Raw genomic sequence first — 16,375 nt, 5'->3', positions numbered from 1 at the left:
TGTCATCTTGAGCACTGTCCCGTCCCCCTTCAGGGCATCCTAGGGGACATTTCTACTTAGCGGAGAGGGGACATTACTACTTTGCGCTAACAAAAATGTTGGACAGCCCTAGCGCAAACCGGAATCGCCGGCTATAATGCTGCCTCTTCGGGTCGTTAGCTCAGTTGGTAGAGCAGCGGACTTTTAATCCGTTGGTCGCGTGTTCGAGCCACGCACGGCCTACCAGAATATGTTGTAGCAAAGAAGGCGTTGCGAGTGATCGTGACGCCTTTTTTGTTTTGGCGCAGCTCGAAACATTGACCGCACGCCATCTGTAGTCGGAAATTAAGCTTCCACAGGCTGTATCGATTCAACGATGCTGTCCCATATTCTGATCACCTCTTCATCTGGCGTCGAAGTCGCTGGGTACATTCCGTCTTCTTGCGCTTGAGCCGTCCTTAGTGTGACTGAAATCAGTGGTTTTTCCTTACTTGGTATGGGTCGGATCGTCTGTAACTCAAACGTGTGAGTTCGAACGTCGCTATCGTCCTGAAGAATAGCCCATGAAAGCCACTCCTGCGCCTTCACTCCAGCCATGCTGAATTCACGAGCGCGTAAGACTGTATGATCGACTTTAAATATCGAAAGTAACGATTTGGGACCCGACACCCTTGATAGCAAGTTAACATGCTCATTAGGCGCATACGTATCGACGTTAACGCTTAGATGTACCCCATTCTTACTAAAAAATGCGTAGCTTCCAATTTCGACGTCAAACTCTCCCACAAGGACCAATCGTCCTAGACAAAATCCGGACATACTTTCAACCGTCGAATAATTATGATGTTTCAAGCGATGTATAATATCGATTAGCCGTTGTTCTGCGTGATCAAATTGATGACGGAACGAATCTAGCCTCACACTGACTAAAGCGCCTTCAACCAATGCAATTGCTTCACTTACGTAAGCATCATCGATCGATTGCACCCTAAAAATTGTTATAGTATCCGATATCTTCCGCACCTGCCGTAGTATATTAATATTCGCACCCTCCATCTCCCGCAACTCAACTTCCCTTCTTCTGATCTGCGCCAAATAACTCGACATCGACACCTCTGAAGTGGACACATTGACGTCAATCGTAGGCGCTTGACTTCCTAAACCCTCCTCTCTAAATATTCCCAAATTAGAAGAACTCGCATTTAAATTCCTAGGAACCTCAATAAATGTTCGGCCAACGCAATATTTAACAACCTCCAATTCGCCTTCAAAATTCATTGCGCCCTCCCTTTTATTGAAACAACCGGAACACAAAATAGCACAAACCAGCGATATGATCAGATTCTTCATGTGACTTTAGCCAATGCCGCTAATTTAGTTACCGAATAATATGCCACTTGTCGCACGGAGGGCGAGTCTCGATAAGCTGGCTCGTGCTCAATGTCCGGCAGTTCAAATTGTTGCAGTATGCTCTTATCTCCTCTCCCTCTAGGAAATCCACCAGATCGCGACGGCACAGTGCCATCTCCCGCGCTGTCATAAAGTGCACACCGGATATTCCAGTGATCCATTGCCTGCATGCCAGGGACTGAGGAATTGCCGCGTAAAGCTACATGCGTAAGTCTCTCCTCACCAGCATACAAATTATTTGAGCCATCGGTCCGCATGGCACCGTGAGACAAATCGGGCAACATAGATGGCGAAGAATAAACACCACTAATAGACACTCCCTTTCTGACGTCCCATCTGATTTTATTGAAGCTCTTTTTCTGCGCTCCGCCCCCATAAAACACAAATGTATTAGGATGAAAATATCCAGATATAGTGCAATGAAAATCCTTCGCGAGTTTGATGTTTTCGGCATACTTATCCCAACTAATTGGTATTCCACCAGCAGGTGCCAGCCATTCCTCTTTAATCAATCCCCACCATTTTGTTCTCTCTAAATAAATTTCTTCGTAGGGATCAGATTGAGGAAACATCCGGCACTTCCCCGTCGAAGGGTCCTCAATTTCAACCCATTCCTTTCCATATTCCGCTGTGGGTAATAACTGAAGCGCACCCGGTGCTTGTGCAAAAACTGCAGACACCTCTTTCCCGGTAGATCCGATGACTAAGCCCGCAACATAACTCTCATCCGCCATTCCAACTTTACACCTCCGGTAAGCCACAGCGGCCCCGACCGTTGGCATGACTCCATGAACGACCCCCACGATACTTTCGGCCATGCCATGCAATTTTGCACATGCACGAGCAACCAACCCGCCCATTGAATGCGTGACAACAATAACTTGCTTACATTTAACGTGATTCGTATTATTTTCCAAGATTACTTCTTCGATTCTTTTTTTTAAAGCTTTCGCCGCATCATCATTTGAGCGCAACCAATTATATCCAAAAGCATAAATAGGATAGGAAAAATTTGCTCTCTTCAAGAGCTCATCAGACGATACAGGGCTCACCGGAAAACCATTTTCTGCCAATTCTGGAATTCCATACATCTCCATTACAAGGCCAGGAGGGAGTTTGGCATCTAGTCGACCATTAAGACCAGAGGATTCAGGGACTTTAGAGTTCGTAAAATCCGACCAGCCTAGTGGATTCCTCTGAGAGTTCATCTTTTCCTCTAGCCACAAAAGAAAATCATGGTAACTAGCCTGCGATACTTCACCCCACCCGCGCGCAATATATTCCTTCTTATCAATTCCCAGTTTTATACTTTTATCAGGCACTGCGCCAAACCTATAAACTCGCGTCCGATCTGGATGCAAAATCTTTTGCCTAACCCCTGCATCTTTTCCTGCCCAAGTTGTTACGAGACTCTTCGGCACACCGGCAATGGAATTGAGTAACCAGACTGGAACACTCTGGTTATTGCAAAGATTGGATCCCATAATCCCTGGAACAAATATTATCGGAAGAGCGTGCGTCGGAGGAATAACCAGCTTCACTATATCTGACTGCTTAGACTCAGTTAGCGTCCACGATGCTTGCAATCTCCCGTTTTTTTCAGGCCTGAGTTCGGAAAATCTGAGCATTTCAGATTTATCGGCACCATTTTTCATATCACCCATTTTTAGATCTTCCGAGTAACTTTATCAATATTTTATCTGGCGAAAAACCTTGCTGAACAATGAGTTGCCCCTGCTGATCAGTCACGCCTTCAACATACCCCCCATCACTTCTTTCAATTCGATATCTCATATTTGGAACGGGTTCACCTGCCTCATTCAACAACTCAAACCGCTCATCATATTGACTCAAGCTGCTTGGCATAACGGGAAAATCAAGCTTCGTATTTTCACTGCCGCAAAGACTTTTCTTCCCTGCATGAACTTTAAGTGAGCCCGGGCACACGACCGTTATATTTCCGCCATCGATGGAAATATTTGCCCCACCGGATGTGGATAAGCTGATAGTTTTTGCCGCAGCCCAATCGATGTGCGAATTAGCACTTACAACATTGATTTCGTCACGAGACTGAATCTTTACTTCATCCGACTGCGCCTGAACATCGATTGCGTCCTTGGACGCCATAAGGTGTAGTCCCAGGCCACCATCGACAGCCTTGATCGCGCCTGCCAAAAGTCCGATGGATTGATGAGAATGGATATGAACCATGCCTCCGCCGATAAACTGCGCGTTACCGGCGCTCATCAGTGAGATAGTCTCCCCGCTAGTCAATTGAACACTTTGGCCTGCATTTACGCCAAAGCCGTCCATTGCGGCTATTGCGATCAGTGGCTCGGTCATCTTTGACGAAGTCTCACTTGCCGCGCCACTAGTGTTCATCGCCGCTGTGCCGACATTCTGTTTGTTGGTACTGCCTGTCAATGCACCAAACATTGCCTCGAACGGCGCTCGATTCTCATCCAGCACACTCGAATTGGTCTTGCTCGCCCCCGCGTGCACCGCCAATCCGACCGTCTGATGAGTGGTGGTCGCCTGATGAAATATCTCCACCATCTTCACCGCCTGCCGAACCAGCCCAACCCCAGCCTCATTCTCGCCGACAGGCTCCCGTACCAACGCCCCATGCTCGATCCTGTAACTCGACACCAGCAACCCGGCGCCGGCCCTCACAGCCCCAGACGCATCCGTCCGCAACTCCGCCCCCAGCCCGCGAAAACTCCCCCGATAGTTATCCGCAGAATGAACCAAATGCCCCAGATTCAACTCGGTCGCCGCATGACTACATCTGAGCTGCACCCTCCCCTGCCCATCGGTATCGTCGAACAGCAGTTGGCTATACCCCGAACCACCAAACTCCTTGCTCCGAATCCCCCACTGCGCCGCGCCATTGCGATGTCCCTCGCTCTCCGGGGACGCCCCATGCCACACCGGACTATTACCGCCCGCCAGATTGCCCTGTCCCGACCGCGCATGATCATTCGCTTTCTCGAAGGGCGACACCTTGCCTTGGGCAACCCGCTCGCCACCTGGCGTCGGCACGACGCCTCCCTCGCCCTGGCCGTTATACAAAGCGCCGACGATCACCGGCCGATCGATATCGTTCTCCAAAAACTGGACCAGCACTTCCTGCCCAATGCGCGGCAAGAACTGGAACCCCACCGACCGCTGCACCACCCGCACCCAGCAAGTCGCGCTGCCGCCGTCCTGCCAGTGAAACCGGATCCGCACCCGCCCCAGCCGGTCGCAGCACAGTTCATCGGCGCCCTGCGCGCTGTCGCTGCCGCCCATCCCGACCACGATCGCGCTCTGCGCCCCGCGCGCCGTCGGCTTGGCGTGCGTGCGTCCGTCGCTGCCCGGCAGTTCCGGACGCCAAGGCGCCGCGGCAGGGATCGCCTCGAAGCAATTGGCATAGCCGGTGCGACGCGCCTGCGCGATCGCCAGCCCAAAATCCATCGGCACTACGCGCAGCGCCTGCTCCAGCAGTTCCGGAAGAGGACCGAACAGCTCGGCGAGCGCATCCCGGGCCGGCGGCGGCAGATTGTTGATGCCGACGCTGCTCACCTGCAGGACGGTGAAGGCGCCGGCCGCGCCCAGTTGCCGCAGCGGCGCGCCGGTCACGTCCATTCGCGTGCCGGCACGCAAGGTGCGCACGGTCGAACGTCCCGACCAGAGCTGGCCGCGCGCCTCCTTTCCCTGCATCTGCAGATCCACATAACGCCGTGCCTGCGCGCTATTGGCGTAGGCATACTGTCCAGGCACGTCATACGATTCGAGTTCCGGCAGCTTGTTGTAGCGCACATGGGACGGGGAATTCGCGCTCACGCTGCGCCTGGCCTTGTAGTCGCTGCTGAGCACCGTCATGAGCGAGGCGTGCAGCCGCTGCCGGGCATGCAGGGATTGCACCGAGTCGCGCTGCTCGACCGAGCTGACGCCGTGGTAGCGAATGCCGCCGTCCGACGCGCTGCTCGCATCCTCCGGCACGGCGCCCGGCTGGCTGCTGTCGGCGAACAGCACCAGGCCATGTCCCTCGTCGCCCTCCTCGACCCGCCAGCACAGGCCTTCCTCGGCCAGCAGGCGCAGCACAAAGTCCAGATCGGACTCGCGATACTGGCAGCAATAGCTGCGCGGCAGTGCGTCAGCCATGAAGGAAGCCGTCTCGTCGCTCCAGCGCCAGCGCGCCGCCGGCCGGTAGTCGGCGAAGACCGCATCGACGATGTCGATCACGCGCTTGTCTTGCCATACCCGGCAATTGCGCACATGGGCCAGGCGCCAGATCCATGGGGAGATGCGAATCCGGTAACGCGCCAGCCCGCCATCGCTGCCCAGCATGGCGGCATCGCAGATCTCGCCCGAGAACCGTTCCCGCGTGCCATCGGCTAGAGCGAGTTCGAGCGTGGCCGGTTGCCCCAGCAGCGCTGTCACCGGGATAGTGGCGCTGGTCGACAAGGCGATCACATCCCGTAGACCGACCTCCTGCACCGCCTCTTCGGCCGCGAATGCCTCGACCAGCAGCCCGTACTCATCACGCTCGCCGATCCTGAGGTCGATGAGTCTGCTTGCTCCAGAAAACTCTGCCAGCGCGGCGCTCACCTCCTCGATCAATGCATTCGCCATGGCAATACGTGCTCCTCATCAACTGATCAGGCACACGATATAAGCAGCAGGGCAGTGGAGAATTGCGCACCGTCATTAGCGCAAGCCTTAGCGGCAAATCGCGGAACGAAGAGCACGCGCACGCGACAGCGCGAGCCGAACGCAGCCCTGCGAGAATTTGATGTTAAAGTAATTGCAACTATCTATACCATCGCGCCATGCATCTTATTTCCAGAATTTTCCTCGTCGGGTACCTGCTGATCGTCGCCCTCTTCTTTACCTGCGGCATCGGCCTGATCGTCCTGTCCGCACTCGAAGCCTGGAATGCCCTCAACCCGGGCATCGACGCTCCCGTGCGCGCCCGTTTTGAAATCCTGTTGGAGTGCATTGGCCTGCTGACCATTGCCGTTGCTTCCCTCGAACTCGGCCAGACGGTGCTGGAAGAAGAGATCCAGCGCTCGGCCAACATCAGCTCGCCCACCCGCGTGCGTCGTTTCCTGTCGCGCTTCCTGATCGTGGTGGTGGTCTCGCTGTCGGTGGAAACCCTGATCGGCGTATTCCAGTTCGTGCACGGCAAACCCGAGTACCTGCCGCATGCGGCCTCGGTCGGCCTGGCCGCCGCGGCGATCCTGGCGACCTGGGGCCTGTTCGTACGCATGAATACCGAAGCCGAGAAGCTCGAGCCGGAAGCCATGGCCGAGGTCAAGGCCGAGGACGACGAAGTCGAAGGCGAGGACAGCGGCGACAAACCCGAGACCGAGCCCGTCCATGCGAACGAAATACCGCCCCACCATGCGCCAGGACAGCCGCACCCCGGCCACCCGCCCGAGCGCAAGGAATGAGACGAGACGGGCTGCGTGCGCCTGAATCCATCAAGTGATTCGCATAAAAGTGATTCGAAGCACTTGGTAAATCGGCTAAGTGCCGCTATAATCTCGTCTTCTTCGGGTCGTTAGCTCAGTTGGTAGAGCAGCGGACTTTTAATCCGTTGGTCGCGTGTTCGAGCCACGCACGGCCTACCAAAGATTCAAACAACAACGCCAGCCTTCAGGTTGGCGTTGTTGTTTTCACTTTCCGAACGCCATGCCCCAGACGATCGCCAGCGCCGTTCAGCACGAACTGGTCATCAAGAAAAGCCGCTTCATCGCCTGCGTGCAGCCGATGCCGGACCGTGCCGGGGCCGTCAAGATCGTGGCCGAGCTGCGCGCCCAGCATCCGGGCGCGGCCCATGTGTGCTGGGCCCTGCTGGCCGGCGGCCAGTCGGCCGCCGTCGATGACGGCGAGCCCAGCGGCACTGCGGGCCGTCCCATGCTCGACGTATTGCGCCACCAGGACCTGGAAGGCGTGCTGGCCACCGTGGTGCGCTACTTCGGCGGCGTCAAGCTCGGCGCGGGCGGACTGGTGCGCGCCTATACCGACAGCGTGGCCCAGGCCCTGCTGACGGCGACCAAGGTTCCGATCATCAAGCTGCGCCGGTTGCGCTGCACCGCCCCGTACGCCATGGAAGGCATGCTGCGGCGCGAACTCGATGCCGCCGGCGCCAGCCTCGACGCGGTCGAGCACGGCGACGACGTGTGCTTCACCTTCAGCCTGCCGGCCAACGCCGCCGACGCGCTGCGTGCCCGCCTCGACGAAGCCGGCCACGGCCGCCTGCAATGGCCGTCCGACGCGGACGACGGGGACCGCGAACCCGCCTGAAGCCATTCCCGCGCCCTATACCCGTCATCACGACACGAAAGCGGACGCACCCGCCCGCTCCCGGTATAGTGCCAGACCCGGCCGCGCATACGCTTCGGCCGGCTTTCCTCTTTCCACCCCGAACAACAACAATCCCCGTGATCAAGAAAAGCCTACTTCCACTCGCCCTTGGCGGCTTCGGCATCGGCATGACCGAATTCGTCATGATGGGCATCCTGCCCGACATCGCCAACGGCTTGCACATCACCATTCCGCAAGCCGGCTACCTGATCACCGCCTATGCACTGGGCGTCGTGGTCGGCGCGCCGACCCTGGTCAGCCTGGTGGCCGGCCGCCCGCCGCGCAGCGTGCTGGTCTGGTTCATGCTGATGTTTGCCATCTTTAATGCGATGTCGGCCTTCGCGCCGAACTTCGAGATCATGATGGTGTCGCGCTTCCTGGCCGGCTTGCCGCATGGCGCCTTCTTCGGCGTCGGCGCGGTCGTGGCCAGCCGCCTGGCCGACGAGGGCCGCACTGCCGCCGCCGTCGCGACCATGTTCACCGGCCTGACCCTGGCCAATGTGCTGGGCGTGCCGCTCGGCACCTGGATCGGCCACGTCATCGACTGGCGCCTGGTGTTCCTGATCGTGGCCGTGATCGGCCTGCTCACCATGTGGAGCCTGCGCCAGTGGGTGCCGCATATCGAACCGGGCAAGCGCACCGGCATCATGCAAGACCTGCGCATCTTCCGCCACCTCGACCTGTGGCTGGCGCTGGGCATCGTCTCGATCGGCACCGGCGGCTTCTTCGCCTGGTTCAGCTATATCGCGCCATTGCTCACCGACGTGACGCGCTTCGATTCGACCACGATTCCCCTGATCATGACCGCGGTCGGCGTCGGCATGACGGTCGGCGTGCAGTTCGGCGGCCGTCTGGCGGACCGCGTGCACCCGCTGCCTGCCCTGCTGATCCTCATGATGTCGATGACCGTACTGCTGCTGTGCAATGGCTTCCTCGCCGAGTCGAAGCTGGCAATGGTCGTGCTGGCCTTCCTGACCGGCGCCAATGCGCTGGCGATCGGGCCGCCGATCCAGCTGCTGCTGATGGAGCACTCGCGCGAAGCCGAGATGCTCGGCTCCTCGCTGGGCCAGTCCGGTTTCAATATCGGCAACGCGCTGGGCGCCTTCCTCGGCGGCGTCCCGCTGACCCTCGGCTATGCCTACACGGCGCCGCAGTGGGTGGCGGCGGCCCTGGCGCTGTGCGGCGTGGGCTTGTCGGCGATCATGCTGGCGCGCCACCGCATGCAGACGCGCGTGCTGGCCGGCTGCGTCTGAACGCGCGATAAAAAACGGCGGCCCATGGCCGCCGCGTTCACTCTTTGATATTGCTTACGATTGCTCAGGCACGCCTGCGCCGCATGGCGATTGCGCCGGCCAATCCGGCCATCACCAGCGCGAGGGTGCCGGGCTCCGGCACTTCAGCCGGCGTGTCCACCGGTGGGTTGTCATTCACCAATTCGAAGCCGGGAATGTCGACCGGCCTGAAATAATTTTCCGCGTCCACCTGCACGCTTGAATCCCAGGCGTCGGCGATGACCTGCCCCTTGATGACGCCATGGTTGGCGGTAACGGTCGCATGCGGCGCCAGCACGCTGCCGAGAATGCCTTTCACGTCGACCGTTTCCGCCTCGAAGAAATTGAACAGGACGTTATAGTCCTTCAACGGATCCATGCCGCCAGTGAAGGCGCCGTGCTTGCCGCTGATATTGAAGATCAGCGTCTGATCCTTCGTCAGGCCGCTGAGCACCCAGTTGTTTCCGCCATTGAGAAAATCGGCCGAGACATTGAATATGTCAAGAACACCATTGCCACTGCCGATGAGCTTGTTGGCGCTGTGCTCGCGCTCGACCCGGCCGGTCGCATCGACCAGGCTCAGGCCGGCAGCGATATCCCTGAACTGCTCCGTCGCGCTGGCGAAATCGACTGGATTGACCGTCGAACGCGGCGGCGTAGCCGCGCTTTCCAGAGAAACCTGGCCGCCAGCATAGGTTTGACCATTGTGAATCGTGCCGCTCGTCAGCGAGATATTGCCACCTGCTACGATCGAATACCCGGCGTAGGCCGCCTTGTTCTTCAGGTTGACCGCGTAATTCTGGATCGTGACGTTACCGCCCGCAACGATCGCCCCTTCGACGTCACTCGAGATCGCCTTGAAGTCGCGCGCCGTATAGACGTTGGCGCCGCCCATGATGGAACCGAGGTCGATGACACCGGCCTGTGCGCCCGTACCGGCCAGCGCCATGCCCAGAAGTACGCCAAGCTTGATCATGAAAAATCCGACAGGAAATTAATAATGATCAAGAGTATCACCCCTGGCGCGCTGCTTGGTTGCAAAAACGATACGCTTTCGCGGATATCCCATCAGACCAGGGCGATGTCGCCCATGGCCTTCGCTGTCTCGGCCGCCTCATCCAGGATATCTTGCAGGGTGACTTCGTCGAACACGAAGTCGAGTGCGCTCTCGCCATGGTCCGGCAGCCGGGCGCGACGGCTGTCGAGGGGCGACGCCACCGGCGCATACTGGTTCGCGAGCAGCAGCGTATCGAGCAAGGTGCCCGGCGGCATGTTCAGCCAGCCGCCGCGCATGTCCGCGATCGCGTCCGACACCGCCGGCGGAATCGACAGCTTCTTCATCACCTCGGCGCTGACCACGTCTTCGCACAGGGCGCCCCAGTTCTCCGGATCGTCGTCCAGCAGGCCGGGAAACTCGTCGGCCCGCGCCAGCAGGTAAAAGGCGCCGACCTCGTGCACGATGCCGGCGAACAGGGCGGTATCGGGATTGACGCCGGTGACCCGGCGCGCCAGCGAATGGGCGATCGAGGCGACCTGGGTCGTGTGCGCCCACAATTGCTCGGCCTTGGCGCGCAGGCCCGGATCGTTGATGCGGTTGCCAAATTGCCGCACGACCAGGCTGGCCACCAGCGCCTGCAGGCGCCGGTAGCCGATGCGCGCCACGGCGGCGCGAACATTGGTCACCGGCATCGCACTGCTGCCGCCGAAGGCGGGCGTATTGGCGATGGCGACCGTGCGTGCGGCCAGTTGTGGTTCGGCCAGCACCAGGCGGATCGCCTCGTCGATGTGACAATCGGGGTCGTCGAGGGCGAGCTGCAGGCGCAGCACGGCATTGACGCTGGTGGGGAAAGTGATCTCACCGCGAACGGCCTGCGCCGCGATGTATCCAAATGCTTCGAGTTTATTCACGTCGGTAATTATAGCCCCCGCCGGATGCCGGACCGGAGGCCATGGCGGCCCCATCTCCGCCGGCTGCCCAAACTGTGGCGCGTCATCCACACGGCATAGGCACTCACCGAAAAAAAACAGCCCGCGCGCCGGACGGCCGCGGGCTGGCGCACTACGTCAGGCCGACATTACTTGACCTTGATCGCGCTCTTGACGTTGGTCACGCCGTCGACGCCCTTGGCCACTTGCATGGCCTTGTCGGCTTCGGCCTTCGATTCGACGAAGCCGCTCAGCATCACGACGCCGCCTTCGGTGTCGACGCTGATTTCCATGCCCTTCAGGGCCGGATCGGCCACCAGGCCGGCCTTGACCTTGGTGGTGATGGTGCTGTCCGAGGCCACGCGGGCGGTCTTCTCGCCCGCGCGCTCGGTGGCGTTTTCCGTCTTGCGGACGGCGTTCGACGCCATTTCCCTGGTGCGGTCGACGGCGGCCGCGGTCTTTTCCTTCACGGTGGCGACCGCTTCGCGGGTGCGTTCGCCGGCGCCGGCCATGCCGGTCTTCTCGGCCACGTTCGACGCCACCTCGCGGGTCTTGTCCGCCGCGTTGCGCGCCGCTTCGCGGGTGTTCTCGGCCGCGTTCGCCGCCGCTTCGCGGGTATTGGCGGCAACCGCCGCGCCGGTCGTGCTGGCCACGTTGGTGGCGGTGGTGACGTTGCCGCGCTGGTCGACCACGCAGGCGGTGCGCGCATCTCCGGTCATCTGTTCGCACTTCTGGACGGCCGCGGCCGTCGCCGGATCTTTCGAGTCGATGCTGCTCACCAGCTCGCCACTGCTGCTGGGGCCGACGGCGCGGTCGATATTGCGGTCGTCCAGGCGCGCCAGCGCGGCGTCGCGGATCGAGCCGGCCGTCGCCTTGCAACGGTCCTTGTCGCCGGACGCGGTGGCGTCGCACTGGGTATCGGCCAATTCGTGCTCGGCGCGGATCACCTTGGCGCGCGCATCGCGCAGGTTGCCGCCGGTGGTGTCGTATCTGGTGTAGGCATCGAGTTCGGCGCGCGCCTGGGCCAGCTTGGCTTCGTCTTCGCACACTTCCTCGGCATTGCCGCTCTTGGCGTCGCACTTGGCCTTGGCGCTGCGGTAGTCGGCGGCGGCCTTGTCCATCGCGGCGCGGTGGGCGTCCTTGTCGACGGGGGCGGCACTGGCGGGAGCAACGGCGACGGCGGAGACGGCGGTTGCGATCAGGGTAGCGATGAGGGTTTTCATGATCGGATTCCCTTGCATGCGTTGTTAGGATGGCATCCATTAAACGCCCTGCACCCTTCAACATCTGTGCGACAACGTACCTTGTTCGGACAAACCGGTCTGTGGGACATCGCCTCAAATCACTTACCTTGCGCATGTCCCGTTAACGCACAAACGCCGTTCCCGCCAGCAGCAGGAACGACGTCCTCGGGGCAATGCATCGCGGCCGCAGTGAGGTGCGAACGCGACGTGCTCAGCGATTACTTGGCCTTGTTGGCGTCGCGTGCGGCGTCGCGGGTCGACTTGGCCTGCGCTTCGCACTTGTCTTCAGCGTCGCCCTTCAGCGAATCGCATTTTTCGTCGGCCAGTTCATACTCGGCGTCGATCACGTTGTCGCGTGCCTTGCGCACATTGTTGCCGGTATTGTCGAACTTGGTGGTGGCGTCCAGTTCGGCTTTCGCGCGGGCCAGCTTGGCCTCGTCTTCGCAGACGTCTTCGGCGTGACCGCTCATGGCGTCGCACTTGTCCTTGGCGACGCGGTAATCGGCCTTGGCCTTGTCCATCGCCGTCTTGTGGGCGTCCTTATTGGTCTGGGCGGTGGCGGGAGCGATGCCGATGGCGGCGACGGCGGCGGTGGCGATCAAGGTGGCGATGAACGATTTCATGTTGAGTCCCTCTATTGGTTATTGGTGAGACCGATTAAACGACGGCGCCGCAGAGCACTCTGTGCGGCATCGAACGCTTATTAAAAAACCAATTAAGCTTATCGGGACGATAGCGACGACCGTCGATCTATCTGAACCGTCAATCACCGTGCAACAAGCCTTCACGCCACAGCGCATCGGCGGCCTCGAACGGCGACAGGCGGCTGTCGAACTGGCGGCCGTTGCCGGCCAGCCTGACCCAGGCGCGCGTGTCGTGGCCACTGTTCGGCACCGCGACGGCGGCGCGCACGCCGCTCAGCCAGTCATGCACCCGCGCATATTCGCCCGGCTGGGTGCGCTGGATCCAGGCCAGCGCTACCAGGTCGGCGAAACCTTCCTCGCGCCGGGTATCGCGCATCGCCTTCGCCGCCGCCAGCAGTGCCGGATCGTGCGAGGTTTCATGGCCCGTTTCGACGAAGCCGGCCGGCAGCAGATGCCATTCGCCCTGGGCATAGCGCCAGCAATGGGCCAGTTCGTGCGCGGCCATGGCCTCGATCAGCAGCGCCTGCTTGTCGACGGGGACGTTCGCCAGCACCTGCTCGGCCTCGGGATTGCCGCGCATCGACAGCACCAGCTTGCAGCGCCCCTTGTCGAAGCCCATCGCCAGCGGCACCGCGCCGGCCGGCGCCTTCGGCTGGACGATGACGTCGACCGGCAGGTCGATCGATTTCGAGTACGCCAGCACGGGCGCGGCGGCGCGCAGCCAGCGCGATTCCTGCGCGGTCAGCTGGGCGGCCTGGGATGGAAGGACGGCGGATGCGACGGCGCAGACGGCCGCGAATAGGAGGGGCTTGGACATGGTGCTTCTCCAGGATGAGCGAAATTCCTATCGGAAATTCTATCCCCAGATCGCGCACTACTTTCAGGAAAATATTTCCCTATGTTCAAAAAAGCAAGGGGCCGTCAGCGCGGCCCCGGTCGGCGTCACGCTGTCAACGCAGGCCGCTTGCGGCCAGCCGGCAAGGCCGCCACCGTCGCCCCTTCCAGCCGGAAAATGCTCACCAGCTGAGCCAGGCGCTCGGCTTCTTCTTCCAGCGAGGCCGCGGCCTGGCTGGCCTGCTGCACCAGTTCGGCGTTCTGGCGCGTGGCGTCGTCGATCTGGCCGATCGCGCCATTGACCTGCTCGATGCCGGCATTCTGTTCCACCGACGCATGGCTGATCTCGGCCATGATGTCGGTGACGCGCTTGACGCCGGTGACGATCTCGTCCATCGTCGCGCCGGCCTGGTCCACCAGGCGCGCGCCCGCATCGACCCGCTCGACCGAGCTGCCGATCAGGACCTTGATTTCCTTGGCCGCCGCCGCCGAGCGCTGCGCCAGGTTGCGCACCTCGGTCGCCACCACGGCGAAGCCGCGGCCCTGCTCGCCGGCGCGGGCCGCTTCCACGGCCGCGTTGAGCGCCAGGATATTGGTCTGGAACGCGATGCCATCGATCACGCCGATGATGTCCACGATCTTCTTCGACGATTCGTTGATCGCCGCCATCGTGCCCACCACCTCGGCCACCACCTTGCCGCCGCGCTGCGCCACTTCGGAGGCCGATTCGGCCAGCATGTTCGCCTGGCGCGCGTTGTCGGCATTCTGGCGCACGGTGCCGGTCAGTTGCTCGACCGAGGCGGCGGTGGCCTGCAGGGTGCCGTTCTGGCGTTCGGTGCGGCTGGCGAGGTCGCGGTTGCCGTCCGCGATCTCGGTCGACACGGCGCCGATCGCCAGGGTGCCGTTGCGCACCTGGGCCACGATGCGCACCAGGCTGTCGCGCATGCCCTGCATCGCGAACAGCAGGCTGCCGCGGTCGCCCGGGCGGGTGACGATCTCCACGCCCAGGTCGCCGCTGGCGATGGCGCTGGCGATCGAGGCCGCGTAGTCCGGCTGGCCGCCGAGCTGGCGCAGCAGGCCGCGGCTGATGTACCAGGCCGCCAGCGAACCGGCCGCGATCGCGCCAGCGCACAGCAGCGCCATCCAGCCGAAGAAGCCGTTGGCCATGTGGCGCGCCTCGGCGGCCGCCTCGTGGCTCAGCTTTTCCTCGAGATCGATCAGGTGGTTGATGCTGGCCAGCCAGGCAGTGAAGGCCGGCGCCGCCTCTTGCGTCAGCAGCGCATTCGCCTCGATGAGCTGGCCGGCCGCGTGCAGCGCGATCACGCGCGCGATCAGCGGCTTGGCCAGGCTTTCCTGGGTCTTGATCGCGGCCAGCGCCTCCTTCTCTTCCGGCAGGATGTCCTTGCGTTCATTGAACAGCGCATCCAGCGGGCCGGCCGCGCGCGCATAGTTGTCGTCCAGCGTGCGGATCAGGGCGATCGGCGCGGCGGCCGCCGCCCCGTCCTGGGCCAGCACCACGTCGCGCAGGGCGATCGCGCGGTCGTGCACGCTGCCGCGGAAATTGATGGCGTGGCGCTGCTTGACGCTGTTGACCTCGTTGATATGGTTGAGAACACTTTCGATCCGGCCCACGCGGCTCACCGCCAGCGCGACCAGGGCGATCATCAACAAGAAAACGGCGCCGTAGCCGAATGCCAGCCGGGCGCCGATGGTCAGATTCTTGGTTTTCATGGGTAGCACCGTGTCAGTCGTTCAGTGAAAGGAAACACCATAGGTATTTCCTATTGGAAACGACTTGACTATAGCACGGTGCTGCGCGGCGTGCTTACAGCAGGCTTATTTGAGCAAACTGTCCGCCGTCACGAAGGCCGGACGGATATCGTTCGGCACCGCCTTGAGCTTGTCGAGCGCCTTGCGCACCTCGGGACGGATCACGACGTACCTGTCCATCATTGCCTTGGCGCGCGCATGGTCGCCGGTGGCTTCGATGGTCAGGAATTCGCGGTCCAGGTCGATCACGGCCCCCTTGATCTTCTTGAAGTCCACCGAAAAAGTGCCGTCCTCGTGGGCGACAAAGCCGCCCTTGTCGAGCAGGTAATTCACCTGGATCGCCATGCCGCGCGCGTGCGACGAACCCAGTCCGAAGTGCAGGGTGCGGAAGCTCGAGGCCAGGAAGGTGTTGTACAGCTTGCGCTCTGCCGCCGCGCCCTGCCCCAGCGTGTCCTTCAACAGGCCCTTGTCCATCATGTATTGCAGCGCCCACAGGCCGGTGATGTCGGCCTTCGCTTCCTCGATGGTCGAATAGGTTTCCTTCAGGTCCTGGCGCGGGGTCGAGTCCTTGCCATCCTTTTTCGTGTGGTGCGGCCCCAGGCCGTGCATGATCTCGTGCGCCAGGATGTGGGTGAAGAAGGAATCGAAGTCCAGGTCCTTCTGGTCCGCCGGCCCCAGCACCTGCTTGCTGATCGGGGTGAGCGTCGACGCGAACTTGGCCTGCTGCACGTTCTTGAGCATCACGCGCTTGGAGCCGCGTTCGCGGATCACGCGCTCGTCGTTCGGCAGGTTGTAGGCCGCGGTCTGCACGCCCATATTGCCGTCGCCGGCGCCATAGACCTCGTTAACTGTCAAGTCCCGCCTGTTCATAAACCCGCTTAACGAATAATTCCGGCCGTTTTTGCTGCCATTCTTTGAGCGCGAGGATGGGCGTCTTTGCATC

Annotated in this window: 13 protein-coding genes and 2 tRNA genes; 5 read left to right on the top strand and 10 right to left on the bottom strand. The window is 60.8% G+C overall.

Translation table 11 applies throughout. The features are described from left to right. Positions 1-149 precede the first annotated feature (149 nt). A tRNA-Lys gene (locus ABIB42_RS25445) sits at positions 150-225 on the top strand. A 99-nt stretch (positions 226-324) separates the two neighbouring features. On the opposite strand, the gene ABIB42_RS25440 is transcribed toward ABIB42_RS25445, so the two are convergent. Genes ABIB42_RS25440 through ABIB42_RS25430 form a run of 3 tightly spaced genes read right to left on the bottom strand, consistent with a single transcriptional unit; the run spans position 325 to position 6,006 of the window. Continuing rightward, a complete protein-coding gene (locus ABIB42_RS25440) occupies positions 325-1,329 on the bottom strand; it encodes a T6SS immunity protein Tli4 family protein (protein WP_157225461.1) in 1,005 nt (334 codons plus the stop codon). After that, positions 1,326-3,053, bottom strand: a complete 1,728-nt coding sequence (locus tag ABIB42_RS25435) for an esterase/lipase family protein (protein WP_005665722.1) — start codon at positions 3,051-3,053, stop codon at positions 1,326-1,328. Before ABIB42_RS25435 ends, ABIB42_RS25440 begins: the two co-directional genes overlap by 4 nt. Continuing rightward, positions 3,046-6,006, bottom strand: coding sequence for a type VI secretion system Vgr family protein (locus ABIB42_RS25430; protein WP_429249192.1), 2,961 nt, complete (start codon positions 6,004-6,006; stop codon positions 3,046-3,048). Before ABIB42_RS25430 ends, ABIB42_RS25435 begins: the two co-directional genes overlap by 8 nt. A 197-nt stretch (positions 6,007-6,203) precedes the next feature. On the opposite strand from ABIB42_RS25430, the gene ABIB42_RS25425 reads away from it, so the two are divergent. The 4 genes from ABIB42_RS25425 to ABIB42_RS25410 all read left to right on the top strand — a co-directional run bounded on the left by ABIB42_RS25425 (position 6,204) and on the right by ABIB42_RS25410 (position 8,996). Continuing rightward, positions 6,204-6,827: a hypothetical protein gene (locus ABIB42_RS25425; protein WP_005665719.1), complete on the top strand. Its 624-nt coding sequence runs from the start codon at positions 6,204-6,206 to the stop codon at positions 6,825-6,827. A gap of 104 nt (positions 6,828-6,931) precedes the next feature. Beyond that, a tRNA-Lys gene (locus tag ABIB42_RS25420) sits at positions 6,932-7,007 on the top strand. A 61-nt stretch (positions 7,008-7,068) separates the two neighbouring features. Next, positions 7,069-7,683, top strand: a complete 615-nt coding sequence (locus ABIB42_RS25415) for an IMPACT family protein (protein WP_184237298.1) — start codon at positions 7,069-7,071, stop codon at positions 7,681-7,683. Positions 7,684-7,820: 137 nt separating this feature from the next. Next, complete coding sequence (locus ABIB42_RS25410; RefSeq protein ID WP_083415303.1) at positions 7,821-8,996, top strand: MFS transporter; 1,176 nt, start codon at positions 7,821-7,823, stop codon at positions 8,994-8,996. 64 nt (positions 8,997-9,060) lie between these two features. Here ABIB42_RS25410 and ABIB42_RS25405 read toward each other — a convergent pair whose 3' ends face one another. The 7 genes from ABIB42_RS25405 to ABIB42_RS25375 all read right to left on the bottom strand — a co-directional run bounded on the left by ABIB42_RS25405 (position 9,061) and on the right by ABIB42_RS25375 (position 16,287). Beyond that, complete coding sequence (locus ABIB42_RS25405) at positions 9,061-9,990, bottom strand: choice-of-anchor A family protein (protein ID WP_273028930.1); 930 nt, start codon at positions 9,988-9,990, stop codon at positions 9,061-9,063. Positions 9,991-10,082: 92 nt separating this feature from the next. Continuing rightward, on the bottom strand, positions 10,083-10,922 hold the full coding sequence (locus ABIB42_RS25400; protein ID WP_229520272.1) for an HDOD domain-containing protein: 840 nt from the start codon (positions 10,920-10,922) through the stop codon (positions 10,083-10,085). A 167-nt stretch (positions 10,923-11,089) separates the two neighbouring features. Next, on the bottom strand, positions 11,090-12,163 hold the full coding sequence (locus ABIB42_RS25395) for a BON domain-containing protein (protein WP_429249191.1): 1,074 nt from the start codon (positions 12,161-12,163) through the stop codon (positions 11,090-11,092). Positions 12,164-12,402: 239 nt separating this feature from the next. Then, positions 12,403-12,807 carry a hypothetical protein gene (locus ABIB42_RS25390; protein WP_005665711.1) on the bottom strand — a complete coding sequence of 135 codons (405 nt, stop codon included), beginning with the start codon at positions 12,805-12,807 and terminating at the stop codon, positions 12,403-12,405. A gap of 139 nt (positions 12,808-12,946) precedes the next feature. Continuing rightward, on the bottom strand, positions 12,947-13,645 hold the full coding sequence (locus ABIB42_RS25385) for a hypothetical protein (protein ID WP_005665710.1): 699 nt from the start codon (positions 13,643-13,645) through the stop codon (positions 12,947-12,949). Positions 13,646-13,770: 125 nt separating this feature from the next. Beyond that, complete coding sequence (locus tag ABIB42_RS25380) at positions 13,771-15,393, bottom strand: methyl-accepting chemotaxis protein (protein WP_429249190.1); 1,623 nt, start codon at positions 15,391-15,393, stop codon at positions 13,771-13,773. Positions 15,394-15,498: 105 nt separating this feature from the next. Then, positions 15,499-16,287, bottom strand: a complete 789-nt coding sequence (locus ABIB42_RS25375; RefSeq protein ID WP_429249189.1) for a hypothetical protein — start codon at positions 16,285-16,287, stop codon at positions 15,499-15,501. Positions 16,288-16,375 lie beyond the last annotated feature (88 nt).

The organism is Massilia sp. UYP32, from assembly GCF_050434365.1.
GTDB lineage: Bacteria > Pseudomonadota > Gammaproteobacteria > Burkholderiales > Burkholderiaceae_D > Telluria > Telluria timonae.
Note: the sequence above shows the minus strand (reverse complement) of the source record. Positions and strands in the feature narration are given on the sequence as shown.

Coding starts and splice junctions, on each gene's coding strand:
- ABIB42_RS25435 (WP_005665722.1), bottom strand. CDS start 3,053: ATGGGTGATATGAAAAATGGTGCCGATAAATCTGAAATGCTCAGATTT.
- ABIB42_RS25415 (WP_184237298.1), top strand. CDS start 7,069: ATGCCCCAGACGATCGCCAGCGCCGTTCAGCACGAACTGGTCATCAAG.
- ABIB42_RS25380 (WP_429249190.1), bottom strand. CDS start 15,393: ATGAAAACCAAGAATCTGACCATCGGCGCCCGGCTGGCATTCGGCTAC.
- ABIB42_RS25440 (WP_157225461.1), bottom strand. CDS start 1,329: ATGAAGAATCTGATCATATCGCTGGTTTGTGCTATTTTGTGTTCCGGT.
- ABIB42_RS25385 (WP_005665710.1), bottom strand. CDS start 13,645: ATGTCCAAGCCCCTCCTATTCGCGGCCGTCTGCGCCGTCGCATCCGCC.
- ABIB42_RS25395 (WP_429249191.1), bottom strand. CDS start 12,163: ATGAAAACCCTCATCGCTACCCTGATCGCAACCGCCGTCTCCGCCGTC.
- ABIB42_RS25425 (WP_005665719.1), top strand. CDS start 6,204: ATGCATCTTATTTCCAGAATTTTCCTCGTCGGGTACCTGCTGATCGTC.
- ABIB42_RS25405 (WP_273028930.1), bottom strand. CDS start 9,990: ATGATCAAGCTTGGCGTACTTCTGGGCATGGCGCTGGCCGGTACGGGC.
- ABIB42_RS25430 (WP_429249192.1), bottom strand. CDS start 6,006: ATGGCGAATGCATTGATCGAGGAGGTGAGCGCCGCGCTGGCAGAGTTT.
- ABIB42_RS25390 (WP_005665711.1), bottom strand. CDS start 12,807: ATGAAATCGTTCATCGCCACCTTGATCGCCACCGCCGCCGTCGCCGCC.